Raw genomic sequence first — 18,710 nt, forward strand, 5'->3', positions numbered from 1 at the left:
GACTCAATATTCTATCAGGGTTACAATTGTTATACAGTATAATCTTGTTGCCTCAAGGGGGTGGTGTTAATGCAAGTCGGAGAACGAATAGCTTTATTGCGGAAAGAAAAGGGGTTCACTCAGGAACAAATCGCAGTGAGCCTTAGTATTACAGCACAGGCAGTTTCTAAATGGGAAAACGGTAATGCTTTACCCGATACAGCCTTATTGCCGAATTTAGCAAGTGTATTGGAAGTTTCTATTGACAGACTGCTAACAGGGAGAGATGTAACGATTAAATCCAGTCCATACGACAAAGAGTACCAGAAAGAGAAGTATTATTGGGGAATGCAGCATTCATTACTGGCAGAGCAGATTGTAACTATCATAAAAGACACAAAAGGTAGGCATCTAATAGACGTCGGCAGCGGTGAAGGGCGGGATTCAATCTATTTCGCAAAATGTGGTTTTACCGTTGATTCGTTAGAAATATCCATACCAGGCATAGAAAAAATCAAGCATTATAGTAAACTGGAAAATTGTACGGTAAATACTATACATGCCAATCTAATGGGCTTTGAATTCAGTGACTTTTATGATGTCATCTACTCCATGGGGTCACTTCAGTTTTTGCCATTGGACCAGCGAAGAAATCATTTTGAGAAATATAAGCACTATACCAATATTGGTGGCTATAACGCCCACCTTGTTTTTGTAGATAAACCTTTTATCGCAATAGCACCTGATTGGGAGAAAAATGAATTTTTCTATTGGTCGGGTGAATTGGCAGGATATTATCACGATTGGGAAATAATTCAGTGTGGAGAGCAAATTATCGATTGTAACTCGGCCAATATTCCACATCAACATGCAGTGAGTTATATCATAGCTAGGAAAAAATGATTTCAGTTCCTGCTAAGCTAGGAAACATATGGGTGTCATGTCAAAAGTGGAACACTTTATATTAGAAAAGAAAATCGAAATGCAAAGAACGGATACCATTAGTTAACAGTTCTTTCTACGTAGTTTCCTCGTTCCGATTTACCTTCTAGCATGTAAAATTATACAGAATAGGTGCTGATTAATGAAAATAAAACACGCTTTTCTGTATGGATGTAAGCTGTGATAACGGAAAAAAGATGTGGTATATTTACCATATGAGTTATTAGCAATGCTAAAATCATGCCTAGGGCGGTATATGTAGAGCCAATTTTTAGTGTTGTAAAATCGATATGTTCCCGTATAGTAGAACCTAAGGCTTCGACCAAAGGGAATTTCAGTCTGAGTTTTTCGGAAAATTTTTGCGGTGTGGATGTTTTTGAAGGAAATAGTTCTGGTGCAGAGAGCTGTTTTTTTGTTAATACAGGAGACGGTTGAAAATGATCACGAAGTACTGCAAATTCTGAATCCGCTATTTCCAATAATCCAGCTAAACGTGAAAACTTACGCCTTACGGTATAGGAAATAGTGGCTTGTGACTTATATTCTAAGTCATGTTCAATTTCTGCCCAAGCATGCTGTAAAATAGAGCAAATTTGAATTTCAACTTTACAATTTTCGAATTTTTTATATTGAGGCAGCTGTAGCTGGCTTGTTGTCAAACTAGCTATAAAATGTACAGATAAGTAACCAAACTGAGTTACTGACAGCAGCTTTCTCTTATCTACCGAGTTTTTCTGATCAATTGTTAAAGATTTTTGAATGATATCTGCAACTAAATCAACATCGTCTGAAAAGTATGTAATAATGCGAATGCCGCATAAATCGGTCATTTCTTCCAATTTGGTATAATTTTTCTTGATTATTTTATTTTTTAAGCTAGTTTCTCCCTTAATACGTGATACTATAGAATGAATACGAATATTTTTTTTCATTAAAAAATTAGTTACTAAATCTTGCATTTCATGGGTAAAATCATTATACATAGAACGGTTTTTTCTATACAAATCAAGTGTTTTTTCCATTTAAATGCCTCCTGAGTGATAATGAAATATAATAACTTTATTAAAGCGTAAATTTATACGATCACTAGAACCGAAAAATTTAGGGGATGAAAACGGTGTCTATATTTACTTTATAATATTACTCAACTTTTATAATTATTTTAGAAAAATTACCCAGAGATTTATAATGTATGGAGTCTAGAGAGGGGAGAATGTCAGTTTTGAAAAAAACAATAGGTATAATCATTTTAATAGTAATGGCAGCATCATCTTATTTTTTGCAAAAAGATTTTAATTTTGGCGAACAAGAGAAAAAGCATACTATCAGTTCATCTTTAATTACGGTAACGCCAAGTACTCTAGAAACTATAGCGAAGTCAGAAACCTTTGTAGAAAAAAAGAGTACTTTTATATATAATGATCAGAAACTGCAATATTTGCTTATCTTTCCTGCAAAATATACTCAAACTACAAATAGGTGGCCGATGATTTTATTTTTACATGGAAGTTCATTGCGTGGGCATGAACTAGACTTAGTGAAAAGTTATGGGCCTTCTTGGTTCGCAGAACAACGCCCGGATTTTTCATTTGTTGTTCTTGCACCACAATGTCCTGATGGTGAAGATTGGTTGAATAAGTCAGATATTCTGACTGCATTACTTGATGATGTTTCTAAAAAATATCGTATTGATGAAGATAGAGTATATCTGACTGGAACAAGTATGGGAGGGAATGGCACATGGTTGCTAGCTTGCCAACATCCAGAGTACTTTGCTGCGATAGCTCCTCTAGCCTCTAATCCGACAGTTCCAAACAGTTGGAATAGGCAGTTGATTTCTTTGCCAATATGGGCCTTTCATGGTGAAAAGGATACCATTTGTCCATTGATAAATGATGAAGCAATGATTAATGCTCTACTAGCGCAAGGCAGCAGACCGAAGCTTACGGTTTTACCAGATCAAGGGCACGACATTGCTGGTGTATATAAAAATCAGGAACTTTACAATTGGTTTCTAACCAATACTCGACAGCATTGATAATGGCATTAGGATTTCAAGTGATGCTGACTCACGTATAAAATAGGCATTAGTCATAAGATTGACTAATGCCTCAGATCGTCGACAAAAAGGCACCTTACGCTTTGCGTAAGGTGCCTTTTTGAAAGAAATAAACAAAAAATTAATCAGTGATGGTTTAAATTGCGAATAAACTTGGGAAACAGGAGCTAAGAGCCCCTTTCTTCGTTTCCAGGTTGCTAACTTTTTTAAATTCATGCACGCAAAAGTGAGCGTCACCTGCATCTTAACTTTTTGCAGACCACGCAATTGGGTGTATCTCATGGCATGTTTTTCTTTAGCATCGGCAAACACGCGTTCTATCGTTTGACTTCTCTTTTGATAAATCTCTCGATACATGGGGGTATGCCGATAGTCTTCCGCTAATTCCATATACGGTTCCCATACATGGCGCGTAACTATTTTTTGCTGCGCTTTACTTTGCGTACACTGATTTAGAAACTTACAGTCTTTACAGTAATTCGGATCACTTTTATATTCTCGATATCCTTCGCGATTGGTTGTACTGTAAGGTAACACCTGATTGGCAGGACAAAGGATGCAGTCGTTATATTCATCATAGACATATTCATACTTCTTAAAAAAACCAGATTTCGTCATAGGACGCTTATATGGAACGGCTGGTATTCTATTACTATCTATGATTTGCTTCATAATCCACGGAGTTTTATATCCAGCATCTATGGCAATCACTTGAATTTCAGGAAATTTACGGATCAGTTTCTCGTACACTCCATCAAACATTCTACTGTCATGTATATTGCCTGCGCCTACTTCAAAATCGAGTATGAAGTTATGTCGGTCACAGACTGTATTTGCCACATAGGCAAAGCACTTTTCATGCTCACCTTTATGAAACAAGCCGCTTTCTGGATCAGTTGTACTTTCCTTAATGTTTTTCGTTTCCGGAGATTTTGGTGTATCATCATCATCATTTTTTAGTGGTTTCTTCCCATGAGTCTCTCGATCTTTTGCTATTTCCTCATCTAATTGCTGCTGATACTGTTTTGCCTGTTTTTCTACAATTTTATTAGTGGCTTTTTTCTTATTAGCACTTGCTTTGATATGGGTTCCATCAAGGAATGCTGCATTAGCATCAACAAAGCCGCAACGGATTATCTCATCCAAAACCCGAGTAAAAATTCGTTCAAACACATTTGTTCCTTTAAAACGTCTGGCGTAATTCTTCCCGAAGGTTGAAAAGTGGGGGATCGGCTCTCCAATATCATAGCCAATAAACCACCGATAGGCCATATTGACTTCAAGTTCTTTGATAGTTTGACGCATACTGCGAATGCCAAAAAGATATTGAATAAAAACAATTTTAAATAGGGATACCGGGTCAATTCCTGGTTTACCCCACTCGATTTCGCTGTATAATCCTTTTACCTCATCGTAGATGAAACTAAAATCAATGGCTCTATCTATATCTCGTAAAAGATGATTCTCTGGAACCAAATCTTCTAAACATAAAAACTTTATTTGTCTTTGATTTATTCTATTTTTCTTCACATACATAAGAAATCACTCCCAGTTCTATTTTATCATAAAACTGGAAGTGATTGTCCTTTTGTCTACAGTCTGAGGCATTAGTCATAAGATTGACTAATGCCTATTTTATACAAAACTAGCCATGAACGAAGGTAAGAAAATTTGCAATAAAGTTGATATTTCAACTAAATAATGATAAACTAAAATTGGTTGAAATTAAAACTAAGTTTCAACATGGGGGGATAAGTATCAGCATTTTAAAAAATGAAGTTCTTCGAGACGTTGGGGCGTTGGCACGTTGTATTCAGTCAATTAGCGATATTAAATTTCGAGAAATAAAACTACAAAGAGGCCAATTTATTTTTTTGACCCGTATTTGTGAGTATCCAGGTATCAATCTGATCGATCTCTCTAACATTCTTAAAGTAGACAAAGCAACAACCACCAAAGCGGTACAAAAGTTGATGGATGAGGGATATGTGTTGAGAGAACGCAGTAATGAGGATAAAAGAATGTGGCATCTTTTTTCGTCGCCTAAAGCTCAGAACGTGTACGCCTATCTTATAGAAGAAGAAAACCGAAATATGGAATACTGTTTTACTGGATTTAACCCCGAGGACAGAGAGCGCGCGTCGAAATTGTTAAAGAGAATGCGTGAGAATATTGAACAGAATTGGAAAGAAATAAAGAACTTCCAAGAGGAATGAGACTTTGGAAGTGACGTAGCCAATACATACTAATATCGGTTTACCCCCAAACGAGATTGATCAAACAAGAATATTATGCCAGGAAAGTTTACTCTGTATGGTATATTTTACTTGACGAGTTAGTTTATGTAGTATAAAATTTATTTAACAAGTCAAAGAGGACGATCTTTACTCAATTTGAGTAAAGATCGTCCTCTTTAATATACAGATTAGAAATGGGGGAGCGGATATTGGCATGCACGTGGTATTAATTGATGAATCTGCAAAAGTATCTTTTTAGGGGTGATCAAAGTGAAATTAAAAGCTAAATTGACGTTGGTATTTTCCTCTTTAACCTTAATTGTTCTTTTAGTATCATCGATAACCGGTTATATTTTTGCAAAACAACAACTGAGTGTAGGAATCCAAAAAGAGTTGTTATCTAGCACTAATGCTCAAGTAAACAATTTAAATGGATGGCTTATTAGTAAGGCTAAAATGTTAGAGATAACGTATGCTAATATACAAAGCAGTATAGGTGACAATGAAATAACAGTACCGATGTTAGCTGGATATAAAGCAGTTGATAAAGAATTATCAGATATGTATTTCGGAGCTGCTGATGGGAAAATGATTGACGGAAGTGGTTGGACGCCACCAGCGGGTTTCGATCCACGTACTCGTAGTTGGTACAAACAAGCTCTGGAACAATCAAAACTTACTTTTTCTGATCCCTATTTAGATTCTGTCACGAAACAAATGGCAGTATCAGTGGCTATGCCAATAAAAGGCGTGTCAGGACAATTTCGTGGAATTATTGCTGAAGACATATTACTCCAAACGCTAGTGGATGATATGAAAGGGGTAAAGTTGTACGAAGAAGGATATTCATACTTGATTGATGCCAAAGGGCTATTGTTAACCTATCCTGACCCTGAATTGGTATCCAAAAGTATTTTTGAAATTGAAAAATTTAAACCACTTACCGCTACATACAAAGAAATTATGGGTAATGATAAAGGATTCACAAATTACTCCAATAATGGCGAAGATATGTTAGTTGTTTATCAAAAGGTCCCATTGACTGGCTGGACGTTTGTGACTGTTGTTCCTGAAAGAGTTATTTATAAACCTTTAACTACTCTAAAACTGCTGCTTTCATCAATAACACTGATATTTGTGCTTGCTGTAATATTGATTACCTTTTTCATGATGAAACGTATAACGAGACCAATAGAATTATTAACCGAACAAGTCAATATAGTTGCTAATGGGGATCTCACTGTACAAACCACTCTTACTGGTAAGGACGAAATTGCAGAACTGGCAACTGGGTTTAATAAAATGGTATTGAATTTGCGTAACTTGATTTCTCAGGTGCAAAACAGTTCCGAACAAGTTGCAGCTTCCAGCGAGGAACTTTCGGCAAGTGCAGAACAGTCATCACTTGCAGCTAACCAGATAGCTACATCTATAACTGGTGTGGCCAGTGGAACAAATGAACAACTAGTTGCGAATAATGAAGCAGCGGCTGTGGTAGAGCAAATGTCAGCAAGTATTCAACAGGTTGCTGTAAACACGAATCAAGTTACAGCCCAATCGGCTCTAGCAGAAGATAAGGCACAAGAAGGTGGTAAAGCAGTTGATAAGGCAGTAACCCAGATGAGTAATATTGAGAATACCGTTAATACTTCGGCTAAGGTAGTAGCCAAACTAGGTGAGCGTTCACAAGAAATTGGCCATATTGTTGATACTATCTCGGGTATTGCTGGACAGACCAACCTCTTAGCTCTCAACGCTGCTATTGAGGCTGCGCGGGCGGGCGAGCAGGGCCGAGGTTTTGCAGTTGTGGCTGAAGAAGTAAGGAAACTAGCTGAACAGTCTCAGGAAGCAACAAAGAAAATTACCGATCTAATTGGTGAAATTCAGGGAGATACCCAAAAGGCAGTTATAGCTATGAATGATGGAACAAGGGAGGTAAAGACTGGGGCTGAGGTGGTCAATGCTGCAGGGGCTGCTTTCTGTGAAATTGCTGAATTGGTAACACATGTGACCAGACAGGTAAAAGAAATATCATCCGAAATCCAACAAATTGCTTCAAGTAGTCAACAAATTGTGGGGTCAGTTCAAAGAATTGATGAGCTAAGTCAAATTTCAGCAAGTGAATCTCAAAGCGTTTCAGCTGCGACTGAGGAGCAAATGGCCTCTATGGAAGAAATAGCTAGCTCTAGTGAAGCTTTGTCAAAATTAGCCTATGATCTGCAGACCGCTGTATCAAAATTTAAAATATAGCCTAAGTTTAGAATCGTAAAGGCAATAAAGAAAGTCTGATTATAAGCGAAGCATAAGGAAAAACAAAAAAAGGAATTTCTGCTAAATTTATATATTAATTTGGCAGAAATTCCTTTTTTTATATGGCAAGTTAAATACAAAGTGGGATTGAGCTAACATTTGTTCCCCGAGAACCCCGTCCCCTGGCACCATGAACAACAGTTGACTCTCCAGTAAGTGGAGACTATATAATAAGTTAAAGAAGCGATGATGGTAAAGGAGGAACTAATATTTTACGGAAAATCCTACATGTAATTCTTGGTTGTTTAGTAGTTTGCGGCGGGGTGATATTTCTTAGCCATTCTCATCTTGTTACCGGTGGTACTACTGGGATAGCGCTAGGCGTATCATATTTATTTAATATGCCATTTTCAATTGCTTTAATGTTAGTAAGTATACCATTTTATCTTCTGTCTATTTTTCGAATGGGTTTAAATTTTACTCTTTCAACTTTCTTTGCAGTACTAACACTTTCTTGTCTGACAGAAATCAATCGACTGCTTCCTGATTTCATCATTCCAGGATATGTTGGAGCTATATGTGGTGGAGGATTGTTAGGACTTGGATTATCGCTTCTGTTTTGGAACGGCTCTTCATTAGGCGGAGTTAATGTCGTAGCCCTTTATTTACAAAAGAGATTTGGCTTTGATCCGGGGAAAATTACTTTATGGGTGGATTCTATAATCGTCATAGCATACTTCTACTCAGTTGGTCTGGAGAAAGGGTTGTATTCGTTGCTGTCGGTTATTATAACATCTTATATTATAAGTTATTATAAAGGAAAGATAGCTAATGCAATCATTCCCCAAAAGGTTCAATAATTATAATTTGGTTAAAGGGGAGAGTTCAATGAAAGTTGCTATCATCGGGGCAGGTGTGATGGGGAGCCTGATTGGGGCAATACTGCATAAGGCTGGTGCGGAGGTTTGGCTTGTCGATGCCAATGAAACAATTGTAAAGCATATACAGACGAATGGATTAAAAATAAGTATAAATGACACAGAAGATATCGTAAAAATAAATGCAGTACAATCTCCTTCGGAAATTGATCAAATAATGGATGTTATCATATTTTTAGTAAAAGGCTGCTATACTGATGTTGCGGCTAAATCAGCAAAATGTCTTGCTGGGGATAAAACCTATATAATGACCCTGCAAAATGGTATCGGTAATGTTGAGATTTTGGCCCGGTATTATAATATGGATCAGATATTATACGGCATTTTGGAGTTTGCCGGAAAGATGGTTGAACTAGGTCACATTCGAGGCTTTATTGGTAAAAACTCGAAAATTTGTTTTGGATCTACGAAAAAGGTAATCAATAATGACTTGAAAAAAATAGCCGGCTTATTAGGGAGAACTGGAGTTAAAGTTATCCTTAGAGACGATATTGACAGTGAAGTCTGGATCAAATTGAGAAATAATTCTACCAATGTAGTATTTGGGTTATTACGATTAACAATGGGACAAGCTCTTGCTGCAGCTGGCACAGAGGAATTAATGCTAGCTGTAAGAAATGAGGTAATAGCAGTAGGAACCGCAAAGGGGATACAGTTTACAGAAGATCAGCTTAGTATTAATGGTGGAAAGACGCCAATTAATACTGAACTTTATGCCCATCTTCCTTCTACCGCTCAGGATATGAAAAACAAAGCCAAGACTGAGATTGAATTTATTAATGGTGCTATCTATAAAGAGGGCTTAGTATTGGGGGTACCAACACCCTATAATGAATTGTTATATAAGATGGTGAAAATAATGGAAGACACATATGAAATGCAATTCTAATATTCCAGAAATATAGTCCTAAAAGAACCGTTTCTTTGTATCCTAGGGCGGTTAAGATTAGTCGGGTAGAACCGCATCGCTAGTAATAACGAAAAAATCCTGCCAATTTTGTAGAAATTTGGCAGGATTTTTTCGTTACTATGTGAAATAAAGAGTTTATAAATGATGCACAGGTTATTCCGCGGCACTGGCAGCCGCAATAGTGATTTTGCCAAAGCTATTAACAAGCCCTTGCAATGCTATATTATAAAACTGCTGAAAAAAACTATTTGTTTTACTTCATTTCCTTTGGTCAAATCTTGCATGATTACACCTTCAAATTAAAATTTGCAATGTTGAAGTCCTAGTTTGCTCTTGTCATTGTAACATGAATTATAGTATGGCCAATAGTTCCAATAAACCCAGGAATTATGTAATTATATAGAAAAACGTATTAAGTATGTATTAAGATAGAGAGGTGTCCTATGCACGGTTGGATTTTGCATGATAATACAGAAATACATGAGTTGAAACGGGTCGCAGAAGAAGCGGCTAAAGCGAAAGTATGTTTGGAACTGGTATATCCCAAAGATATTGAATTACTCTTGGACAATGACAATACCGGGACAATTTATGTCAAAGGAATAAAAAAGGAATTACCGGAATTTGCCCTAGCTGCTTTTTTCAATGAAGTGGATTATTATAATCTTGCTGTTCTTCGTCAGCTTGACGCAATGGGCGTGCTTTGTCTCAATAACGCGGAGGTGCTCTTAAAAACCGGTGATAAGTTAATTACTTCGCAAATATTGATGCAGCAAGGTCTACCTGTTGCAAAAACGGCACTGCTACGGCCAGGATATGACCTAAAACGGATCGAAAGTGAATTTGGGTTTCCTTTGATTATGAAGGTACTGCGCGGCAGTAAAGGCAAAGGTGTGATGTTGCTGCAGTCTTTTGAGGAACTGAAGAATCTAGTTGAGCTTTACGAAGCCGCTGGATGCCAAGATGAGGTATTGATTCAAGAATATATTGCGGCCACCAAAGGCAAGGATTTACGGGTCTTCATTTTTGGCGGCAAAGCGATTGGCTGTTTTATGCGGCAAAATTCCGGTGATGGTTTCAAGTCCAATATCTCCGATGGCGGCTACGGCAAAGCCTATGAAATGAATACAGAAATCAGAGAATTGGCGGAAAAAGTAGCAGGTATTCTCGGTTTGAATATAGGCGGGATTGATTTACTGTTCGGTCCTGATGGCTTTATCGTAGGTGAAGCCAATTCGCTGCCTGGATTTCAGGGACTCGAAGCAGCAACAGGGCTTAATGTTGCCGCAATTGCCTTGCGCAGTATTGCTGCGCAACTGTCTGAACGGCCGGCTACATCATGGCGCATGAAAAAATTTCTAAAAGCATCTCACACAACTCCTATGCCCAATCTCTTGCTCGATTTGCCGAGTACCGTATTTCCCGGTATCGTTAGATCGATGTTTGAGTTATGCCCCAAAGTACAGGAATTAGTACTTCTGGAAATGATCAACCGTTGTCAGAATACGGAGTTTGGTCGAGAACACAATTTTTCTGCCATTACCTCGATTGAGGACTTCCGTAAACAGGTTCCTATTTCAAGCTGGACAGATTATGAAGTCTATGGGGAATGCCTGGCGAACGGTGAACAAGATCTTATTTTTCCGGGGAAGGCGGAGTATTTCATTAATTCATCCGGGACTACATCTAGTAAATTAAAGAGCGTTCCGGAGAGCAGTATCGGAGCCGCAGCCAAAAAGGTAGTAACTAATATTCGATTCGCCGTTTTCCTCCGCCGTGGGCTAACAAATAGGGGGCATATTTTAGCTCTAGTCAATGCAGCCTCTTTTGGCTTGACACCGGGCGGAATTCCGATGGGATCATCATCAGGTGTTACGCGTACACAGGCGGACCCCGAAGTAGCCAAATTAGATGCCTATCCTGCCGAAATCATGGATATACCCAATAATCAAGTCGTGGATTATTTAATTATGCGTTTTGCACTTTTACATAAGGACATGATGGCTGTCATCGGTAATAATGCCGGACGGCTGAAAGTACTGGCTGACTTTGCCAAAAAAAATGCACAAGAACTGATTGACGATATCGAAGCCGGAACAATTAGTAGACAGTTAGATATTCCGAAGGACATTCGTCGAATTTTAGAGGGGAAATTGGTGCCCAACCCTGAACGTGCGGCAGAGCTCAAACAAATACGAGTAGCAGAAAACGGCGACTTTTTGCCCAAACATTACTGGCCGCAGCTATTAATTGGCATGTTCTGGTTGTCCAGTACGGTAGGAAGTTATGTGGAGGATGTGCGTAACATTCTTAATCCAGATACTCTTTACCTGGATGCGGGCTATGGAGCGAGTGAGGTAAAAATCAATATCCCGCTCAACCCTGGGTATGCTTATGGTCCCATTGCACCGTTTACTGCGTTTTTCGAATTTTTGCCGTTGGATGGAGGACTGCCATTACTTGCCCATGAGGTTAAGGATGGAGAAACATATGAATTAATTGTTACTACTTATTCCGGATTGTATCGTTATAATATTAATGATCTTGTCAAAGTATACGGATTTACTGGTAATACACCAAACATCGAATTTGTCAGCAAAAGCTCTGAGGTTGCCAATATCTGTGATGAAAAGATACCTGGGGCTGTCCTCTATCAGTATATCCGGGAAGTAGCAGCTGAATTAGGATTGCCGCTACGCCAGTGTCAATTGTATCCTGACCAGCAGGCCAGGCGGTATGTGTGTTACATTGAACCGGAAGAAGCCAAGATGGCTTTCCCGGCTAAAGAATTTTTAACAAATCTGGAGAATACTCTGACTAAAAGTCTAGTGGTGTATTCCTGTTCCCGCGGCCAGAATTTGCTGCATGCCCCTGCTCTGCAGATTATGAAGCAGGGTTGGCAGGAATATTTATACGGACAAAAACTTAAGCCAGGTATGACAATCGCGCAGATTAAGCTGCCGTTTATTATCAAAGAACAGCCTTCTCTCACATGGTATGAAGAATAAGGCACCATTCGCCGGGAAATGATGACGTTTGAAGCGAGTAAAAGACAACGTCGGGCATATATTGGCTTATAGTACAACTTGGAAAAGGGGGATTTTGTTTTGATTGATCGTGCAAATCCGATAATTTCGTTGGCATTACCGTACAAAATGGAATTTTTGAATGTTGTAGTCGCCGTTGTTGCTGAGATAGGGCAATCATTGGGTGCCAGCGAAAAGGAAAAAGGGAATTTGCGTTTAGCGGCGGAAGAGGTTTTTAATTATATCATGGAGGCTCTTCCCGCAACGGAGAATGCAGAGGTTTTTTATTTGCGCGGCGAAGAAGATGGCGATGCGGTTAAATTCACTTTTAGCTATCATAGTACACCCATTAATGTCCGGGCGACGCCGGAGTTTACAGTAAGCGATATTGAGACAACCTTGGACGGTCTTGGGCTCAGCCTAGCAAAGCAGGTGACAGACAGCTTCGAATGCATTAACTGCGGGAGCGATGGCTGGTTGATTGTATTTACCAAACGGCTTGGAGAGTTTCAATCGGTTTTACACAGCAAGGCCGAGCCGGAGAAAGAAGACGTTGATACGAAGCAGGAAGGTGGCCTGCATATAACTCGGGCTGCCAGTAGGCATGTTCCACAGCTCATGGATTTGGTGTATCGCACCTACCGGTATTCTTACGCCAAAAACTATTTTTACGATGAGGCCGGCTTGCTAAAAGCAATCGAGGAGGAGAAGCTTGTTGCGCTGGTGGCGGAAGACGGGGAAGAAAAGGCAATTGGCTGTATAATCGCCTTTTTCGATTCTCCACAGCTTGCGGAAATTGGAGGAGCCATGATTGACCCTAGGCACCGTTCCGGTCCAGGAATAATGCTGTTAGCAAGGCAATGTAAAAGACTGATTCAGGAAGAAGCCTTCAGAAATACCCTGTTCTATTCTAGAACGGTTACCAGCCATACGTACTCGCAGCAATTGAATAAATTGTACAAATTTGCACCGCTGGGGCTACGCCTGTCAGTATATGAACATGCCCGGTTTGTCGGAATTAATACTGAGCAGGAGTACAGAGAGAGTCTTGTTTTCGGGATTCTTACCAGCAATATGAAAGGCAGGGAGCTACGGCTCTACGTGCCGCCAGAACACCAGCAGGTGGTCACGGATTTATTTGCCAATACCGGTATTGCCGCAGAGATATCGGCGGAAGAGCTGTCGGAAGCCGCGTGTATGTATACCAATATAACGCGTACCGGCAATGAAAAAAAGAAGGTCATGGAAATCCAGGTGAACGAAATCGGCAGTGACTTTGTAGCCGTATTAAAAAAAGAAACGTTTGCTTTACAGCAGGATGGCTTTGTAACCTGTTTGTTAGCCATTCCGGCTGACAAGGCACTCCCGGCTGAAATTGGTAAGGTGTTAAAGGATAATAAGTACTTTTTTAGCGGACTACATATCAGCACAGAAAATCGATGGTTTTTGCTGTACACCAATCTGTATCATCAGAGATTCCAATTTGCCAATGTAAAACTGTATGATTCGCTTGCTCAGGACTTGCTTCGCTATATTGAGAAAGAATATTTGGCGATGTATCAGTAATCCAGTAAAAGCTCAAATGGTAGTAATAGCAGAACAAAAGAAATGGAGCAGTTGTAAGACTTATTGTGATCAAGCTGAAGATCCAGGAGAATTTAGTGAATATCGTTCATACTAGGCATATCAAGTCAGTTGCGTTAATAGCGCGGAAGTAGCTTGATTTCAAAGGGTTCGCGGGTTTCTAGGTAAATTTAAATATGGATACAATATGTTCGCCTAGACTTTAAGTCTAGGCGAATTTTTGCTAGGGGGGCGACACCCTTTATACGAAACTAAACAAATACACGAAATGCTAGGGTCGGGTAGAACCGCATCGCTAGTAATAACGAAAAAATCCTGCCAATTTTGTAGAAATATGGCAGGATTTTTTCGTTATACGTGAAATAAAGAGTTTATAAATGATGCACAGGTTAGCCCATTATAAAGCTGCCTGTTTGGCCTTCTGTAATCGGCAAATGACGGATTTGGTTTTCCAGACTCCGCTCTTATAGCGTACCCATAAGGCAGTGGCACCAATAACCCACATAAATGGTTGGGACCACCAAATGCATTGATATCCGATGGCTGGTATACCTGCCATGATATAGGCGGCTGCAATTCGGATAATAAAGATGGCTAAAGTACCAACTGTTGTATATACTGTATCGCTGCTACCTCTGAGTGTGCCAGCAAGGATATTGGTAGCAAACACAAATAGGAAGAAAAAGCCAGTGACAGATAAATATTGCTGTCCTTGAAAGAGAACTTGTTCATTAATGGCAGCATTAGCAGTATTGGAATCAAGAAATATACCAATAATCGATTCGCCGAACAAAATAACAATAGCACTGCAGAGTATTCCTATCCCAGTTCCTGCCACCAGCGTATGACGCAGCCCTCGCTTTACCCGGTCAATATTGCCAGCACCAATATTTTGTCCAGTAAAAATACTGATAGCTCTGCTAAGGTTTAAAGAAATTTGATTGACAATTTGCTCAACCTTGAAGGCGGCACTGGCAGCCGCAATAGTGATTTCGCCAAAGCTATTAACAAGCCCTTGCAATGCTAATCCGCCTACCCCGAGAAAAGCTTGTTGGAGAGCATTGGGTAGTCCTTGTGCCAAAGTCATATACAGCAGTTTCTTGTCAAAAGCAACTTCACCCAACCGTAGACGGTAAACGGGTATAGCAATGTAAGTATAAGTTATAAGCCCTAGGCTACAGAGTCCCTGGGCAATGAAAGTGGCCCAGGCAGCTCCTGCGACTCCCCAGCCCATCTCTTTTACAAAGAAGAGGGCAAGCAATGCATTGATAATAGAAGAAACGATTAAAAAATACACTGGAGTTCGTGAATCTCCAATTGCTCGCAAGAGGAAAGAGACTGCGTTATAAAGAAAAATAAAGACTAAACTAGCAAAATAAATTTGCAGATAGGTAGTGGCGTCTTGGAGGATGGATTCTGGTGCTTTCAATAGATACTTCAATATCGAGTTTGTCGCCCATACCCCGCCTGCGGATATGACCAGAGAAATGGCAATCAGTGTCGAGAAGGTCGAGAATACTACGCTGCGCAGTTCGTCCAGGCGCTGTGCACCAAACAATTGAGTAACTACAATGGCCATTCCGGACGCAAACCCATTCATAGTTACCACAAAAAAAAAGGCAATTGGTGTACTTGTTCCTATTGCAGCTAACGCATGGGCACCGACATAATTACCTACGATGATGCTGTCCACTATATTATAAAACTGCTGAAAAAAACTGCCAATAAACATGGGAATGGTGAAAGAAATTATTTGTTTTACTTCATTTCCTTTGGTCAAATCTTGCATCATTACACCTCAAATTGAAATTCACAAGGATAAGCATCCTACTTCACTCTTATCATTGTAACATGAATTATAGGCCTGTCCAATAGTTCCAATAAATCATACATTTTCCAGAGATAACAACAATCTATAGGTTAATTTTATGAAATGGGGTTACAGTTTTACTGGCTTGCAGTTCAATAAAGCAAACAAATGGTTTTTGGTATATACCAATCTCTTTCATCAAAGATTTCAGTTTGCCAATGTAAAACTGTTTGATCCCATCGCCCAGGAATTATGTAATTATATAGAAGAGCAGTATCTAAGTATGTATTAAAAATAGGGAGGTGTCCTATGCACGGATGGATTTTGCATAACAATACTGATATACATGAACTGAAACGAGTAGCGGAAGAAGCGGCTAAAGCCAATATACTGTTGGAACTTATAAACCCTAAGGATATTGAGTTGTTGTTGGACAATGCGAATGACGGGACAATCTACGTAAAAGGAGTAAAAAAGGAATTACCTGAATTTGCTGTAGCTGCTTTTCTCAATGAAATGGATTATTATAATCTTGCTGTACTTCGCCAGCTTAATGTGCTGGGCGTGTTGTGCCTCAACACCGCGGAGGTAAAGCTGAAAACCGGTGATAAGTTAGTTACCTCGCAAATATTGGCGCAGCATGGTATTCCTGTCGCCAAAACAGCATTGCTGCGACCAGGCAGTGACCTGAAAAGGACGGAATCTGAATTTGGATTTCCGCTGATTATGAAGGTGCTTCGCGGCAGCAAAGGCAAAGGGGTAATGCTGGTACGGTCTGTTGAAGAGCTTAAAAATTTGGTTGAGCTTTATGAAGCGGCCGGGTGTCAGGATGAGATACTGATTCAGGAATACATTGCGACTACCAAAGGCAAGGATTTACGGGTATTCATTCTTGGTGGCAAAGCGATTGCTTGTTTTATTCGTCAAAATTCTGGTGATGGCTTTAAGTCTAATATCTCTGGTGGCGGTCACGGCAAAGCCTGTGAAATGAATGCGGAAATCAGAGAATTGGCGGAAAAAGTAGCTGGTATTCTTGGTTTAAATATAGGTGGGATTGATTTACTGTTCGGTCCTGACGGCTTTATCGTGGGAGAAGCCAATTCGTTGCCTGGATTTCAAGGACTTGAAGCGGCAACAGGGCTCAATATTGCCGGAATTACTTTACGCAGTCTTGCTGCACAACTGTCTGCCCGCCCTGCTATGCCATGGCGCATGAAAAAGATTCTAGAAGAAACTCGTACTACTTCAATGCCTAATCTATTGCTCAATTTGCCGAAGACGGTATTTCCTGGTGTTGTCAAGGCCATGTTTGCGTTATGCCCGCAGGTACAGGAAGTAGTACTAATGGATATGATCAAACGTTGTCAAAAAACAGAGTTTGGTCGGGAACACAATTTTTCCTCCATAACTTCGATTGAGGAGTTTCGCAAACAGGTGCCTGTTTCCAACTGGTCAGACTATGAAGTATATGCCGAGCGCATGATCGATGGCGAGCAAGATGTTATTTTTCCGGGAAAACCGGACTATTTCATTAAGTCTTCCGGCACTACCTCTAGTAAATCGAAAATCATTCCAGAGAGCGCAAGCGGTGCATCAGCTAAGAAGGCAGTAGCCAGCATTCGATTTGCTTTTTTGTTAGCTAACAGTACAACGAAAATGGGACATCTTTTAGCGTTATCCAATGCAGCCTCTGTTGCGCTGACACCAACTGGGATTCCGATAGGAACAGCATCTGGTATTACTCGTGCACAGGTCGATCCGGCATTAGCCAAATTAGATGCCTATCCTGCTGAAATTATGGACATACCAAATAATGAAGCCGTGGATTATTTAATTATGCGCTTTTCCTTGCTGCACAAGGATATGATGGCTGTCATCGGCAACAATGCCGGGCGGTTGAAAGTGCTGGCTGATTATGCTCAGCAACATGCCGAAGAACTAATTGCCGATATCGAGGCCGGAACGATCAACGGACGGTTAGATATTCCACAAGATATTCGGCAGTTGCTGGAGGGGAAATTATCGCCTGCTCCGGAACGTGCGGCTGAACTTAGAAAAATACGAGCTGAGGAACATGGGGAGTTTTTGCTCAAGCATTACTGGCCGCAGCTAATAATGGGTGTGTTCTGGTTGTCGAGTACAATCGGGAGTTATGTGGACGAGGTGCGTAGCATTCTTAATCCAGATACTCTTTACATGGATGCGGGTTATGGAGCGAGTGAGGTAAAAATCAATATTCCACTCAAACCGGGCTATGCTTATGGTCCCCTTGCCCCATTTACCGCCTTTTTCGAATTTTTGCCGTTGGATGGCGGACAGCCATTACTTGCCCATGAGGTCAAGGATGGTGAAACATACGAATTGATAGTTACCACTTATTCTGGATTGTATCGTTATAATATGGGTGATCTTGTCAAGGTGTATGGTTTTACCGGTAATACACCTAACATCGAATTTATCAGCAAGAGTACGGAGATTGCCACTATCGGTGGTGAAAAGATTCCAGGGTCTGTTCTCAATCAGTATATCCGGGAAGTGGCAGCAAAAATGGGGTTTGCAATACGCCAATGCCAGTTGTACCCTAACCCGCAGCTCAAAAAATATGAGTTGTACATTGAACCGGAAGTATTCCAGTCCGATTTCCCTATAGAAGAGTATTTAGCGAATTTGGAAGTCACTTTAACTAAAAACGTAGGAGGGTATTCTCTTTATCGCGGACGGAATTTGCTGAATGCGCCTACTCTACAGATCATGAAACAGGGCTGGCAAGAATATTTATATAAGCAAAAGCTAAACCCTGGCATGACAATCGCACAGATTAAACTGCCGTTTATTATAAAAGAACAGCCTTTGCGCACATGGTATGAGGAATAAGATAATAAGGATCAAATGCGGAATAGAATTTCGCCGTTATACCCGATACAGTGAACCATATCATTGGTAATGGTGAAAAAGCCCTCAATCCTGATATGATA

At 40.0% G+C, this 18,710-nt stretch carries 11 protein-coding genes and 1 pseudogene; 9 read left to right on the forward strand and 3 right to left on the reverse strand.

The annotated features are described in order from the left end of the window. The first annotated feature begins 69 nt into the window (after nucleotides 1–69). Nucleotides 70–882 (forward strand): helix-turn-helix domain-containing protein, encoded by an 813-nt coding sequence (locus ACZ449_RS28045; RefSeq protein ID WP_464259292.1) that lies wholly within the window; start codon nucleotides 70–72, stop codon nucleotides 880–882. 158 nt (nucleotides 883–1,040) lie between these two features. On the opposite strand, the gene ACZ449_RS28050 is transcribed toward ACZ449_RS28045, so the two are convergent. Then, nucleotides 1,041–1,943 (reverse strand): GTP pyrophosphokinase, encoded by a 903-nt coding sequence (locus ACZ449_RS28050; RefSeq protein ID WP_464259293.1) that lies wholly within the window; start codon nucleotides 1,941–1,943, stop codon nucleotides 1,041–1,043. Nucleotides 1,944–2,143: 200 nt separating this feature from the next. On the opposite strand from ACZ449_RS28050, the gene ACZ449_RS28055 reads away from it, so the two are divergent. After that, nucleotides 2,144–2,959, forward strand: coding sequence for a carboxylesterase family protein (locus ACZ449_RS28055; RefSeq protein WP_464259294.1), 816 nt, complete (start codon nucleotides 2,144–2,146; stop codon nucleotides 2,957–2,959). 210 nt (nucleotides 2,960–3,169) lie between these two features. On the opposite strand, the pseudogene ACZ449_RS28060 reads toward ACZ449_RS28055, so the two are convergent. Continuing rightward, a pseudogene (locus ACZ449_RS28060) lies at nucleotides 3,170–4,516 on the reverse strand (IS1182 family transposase); the annotation flags it as partial. A gap of 179 nt (nucleotides 4,517–4,695) precedes the next feature. Here ACZ449_RS28060 and ACZ449_RS28065 point away from each other — a divergent pair. The 6 genes from ACZ449_RS28065 to ACZ449_RS28090 all read left to right on the forward strand — a co-directional run bounded on the left by ACZ449_RS28065 (nucleotide 4,696) and on the right by ACZ449_RS28090 (nucleotide 13,907). Continuing rightward, nucleotides 4,696–5,196, forward strand: coding sequence for a MarR family winged helix-turn-helix transcriptional regulator (locus ACZ449_RS28065; RefSeq protein ID WP_464259295.1), 501 nt, complete (start codon nucleotides 4,696–4,698; stop codon nucleotides 5,194–5,196). Between the two features lie 291 nt (nucleotides 5,197–5,487). Then, nucleotides 5,488–7,467 (forward strand): methyl-accepting chemotaxis protein, encoded by a 1,980-nt coding sequence (locus tag ACZ449_RS28070; protein ID WP_464259296.1) that lies wholly within the window; start codon nucleotides 5,488–5,490, stop codon nucleotides 7,465–7,467. A gap of 293 nt (nucleotides 7,468–7,760) precedes the next feature. Then, nucleotides 7,761–8,327: a YitT family protein gene (locus tag ACZ449_RS28075; protein WP_464261955.1), complete on the forward strand. Its 567-nt coding sequence runs from the start codon at nucleotides 7,761–7,763 to the stop codon at nucleotides 8,325–8,327. A gap of 28 nt (nucleotides 8,328–8,355) precedes the next feature. Further along, a complete protein-coding gene (locus tag ACZ449_RS28080) occupies nucleotides 8,356–9,294 on the forward strand; it encodes a ketopantoate reductase family protein (RefSeq protein ID WP_464259297.1) in 939 nt (312 codons plus the stop codon). 464 nt (nucleotides 9,295–9,758) lie between these two features. Further along, entirely contained in the window at nucleotides 9,759–12,323 is a 2,565-nt protein-coding gene (locus ACZ449_RS28085; protein WP_464259298.1) for a RimK family alpha-L-glutamate ligase, read from the forward strand. 99 nt (nucleotides 12,324–12,422) lie between these two features. Next, the gene (locus ACZ449_RS28090; protein WP_464259299.1) at nucleotides 12,423–13,907 is read left to right on the forward strand and encodes an ATP-binding protein; all 1,485 of its coding nucleotides are present in this window, start codon (nucleotides 12,423–12,425) and stop codon (nucleotides 13,905–13,907) included. A gap of 415 nt (nucleotides 13,908–14,322) precedes the next feature. Here the strand turns inward: ACZ449_RS28090 and ACZ449_RS28095 are convergent, their stop codons facing one another. Further along, nucleotides 14,323–15,717 (reverse strand): MATE family efflux transporter, encoded by a 1,395-nt coding sequence (locus ACZ449_RS28095; protein WP_464259300.1) that lies wholly within the window; start codon nucleotides 15,715–15,717, stop codon nucleotides 14,323–14,325. A gap of 327 nt (nucleotides 15,718–16,044) precedes the next feature. Here ACZ449_RS28095 and ACZ449_RS28100 point away from each other — a divergent pair, with 327 nt between their 5' ends. Continuing rightward, nucleotides 16,045–18,609: a RimK family alpha-L-glutamate ligase gene (locus tag ACZ449_RS28100; protein WP_464259301.1), complete on the forward strand. Its 2,565-nt coding sequence runs from the start codon at nucleotides 16,045–16,047 to the stop codon at nucleotides 18,607–18,609. The last annotated feature ends 101 nt before the right edge of the window (nucleotides 18,610–18,710 follow it).

The sequence above is a fragment of the Desulfosporomusa polytropa genome, from assembly GCF_055380075.1.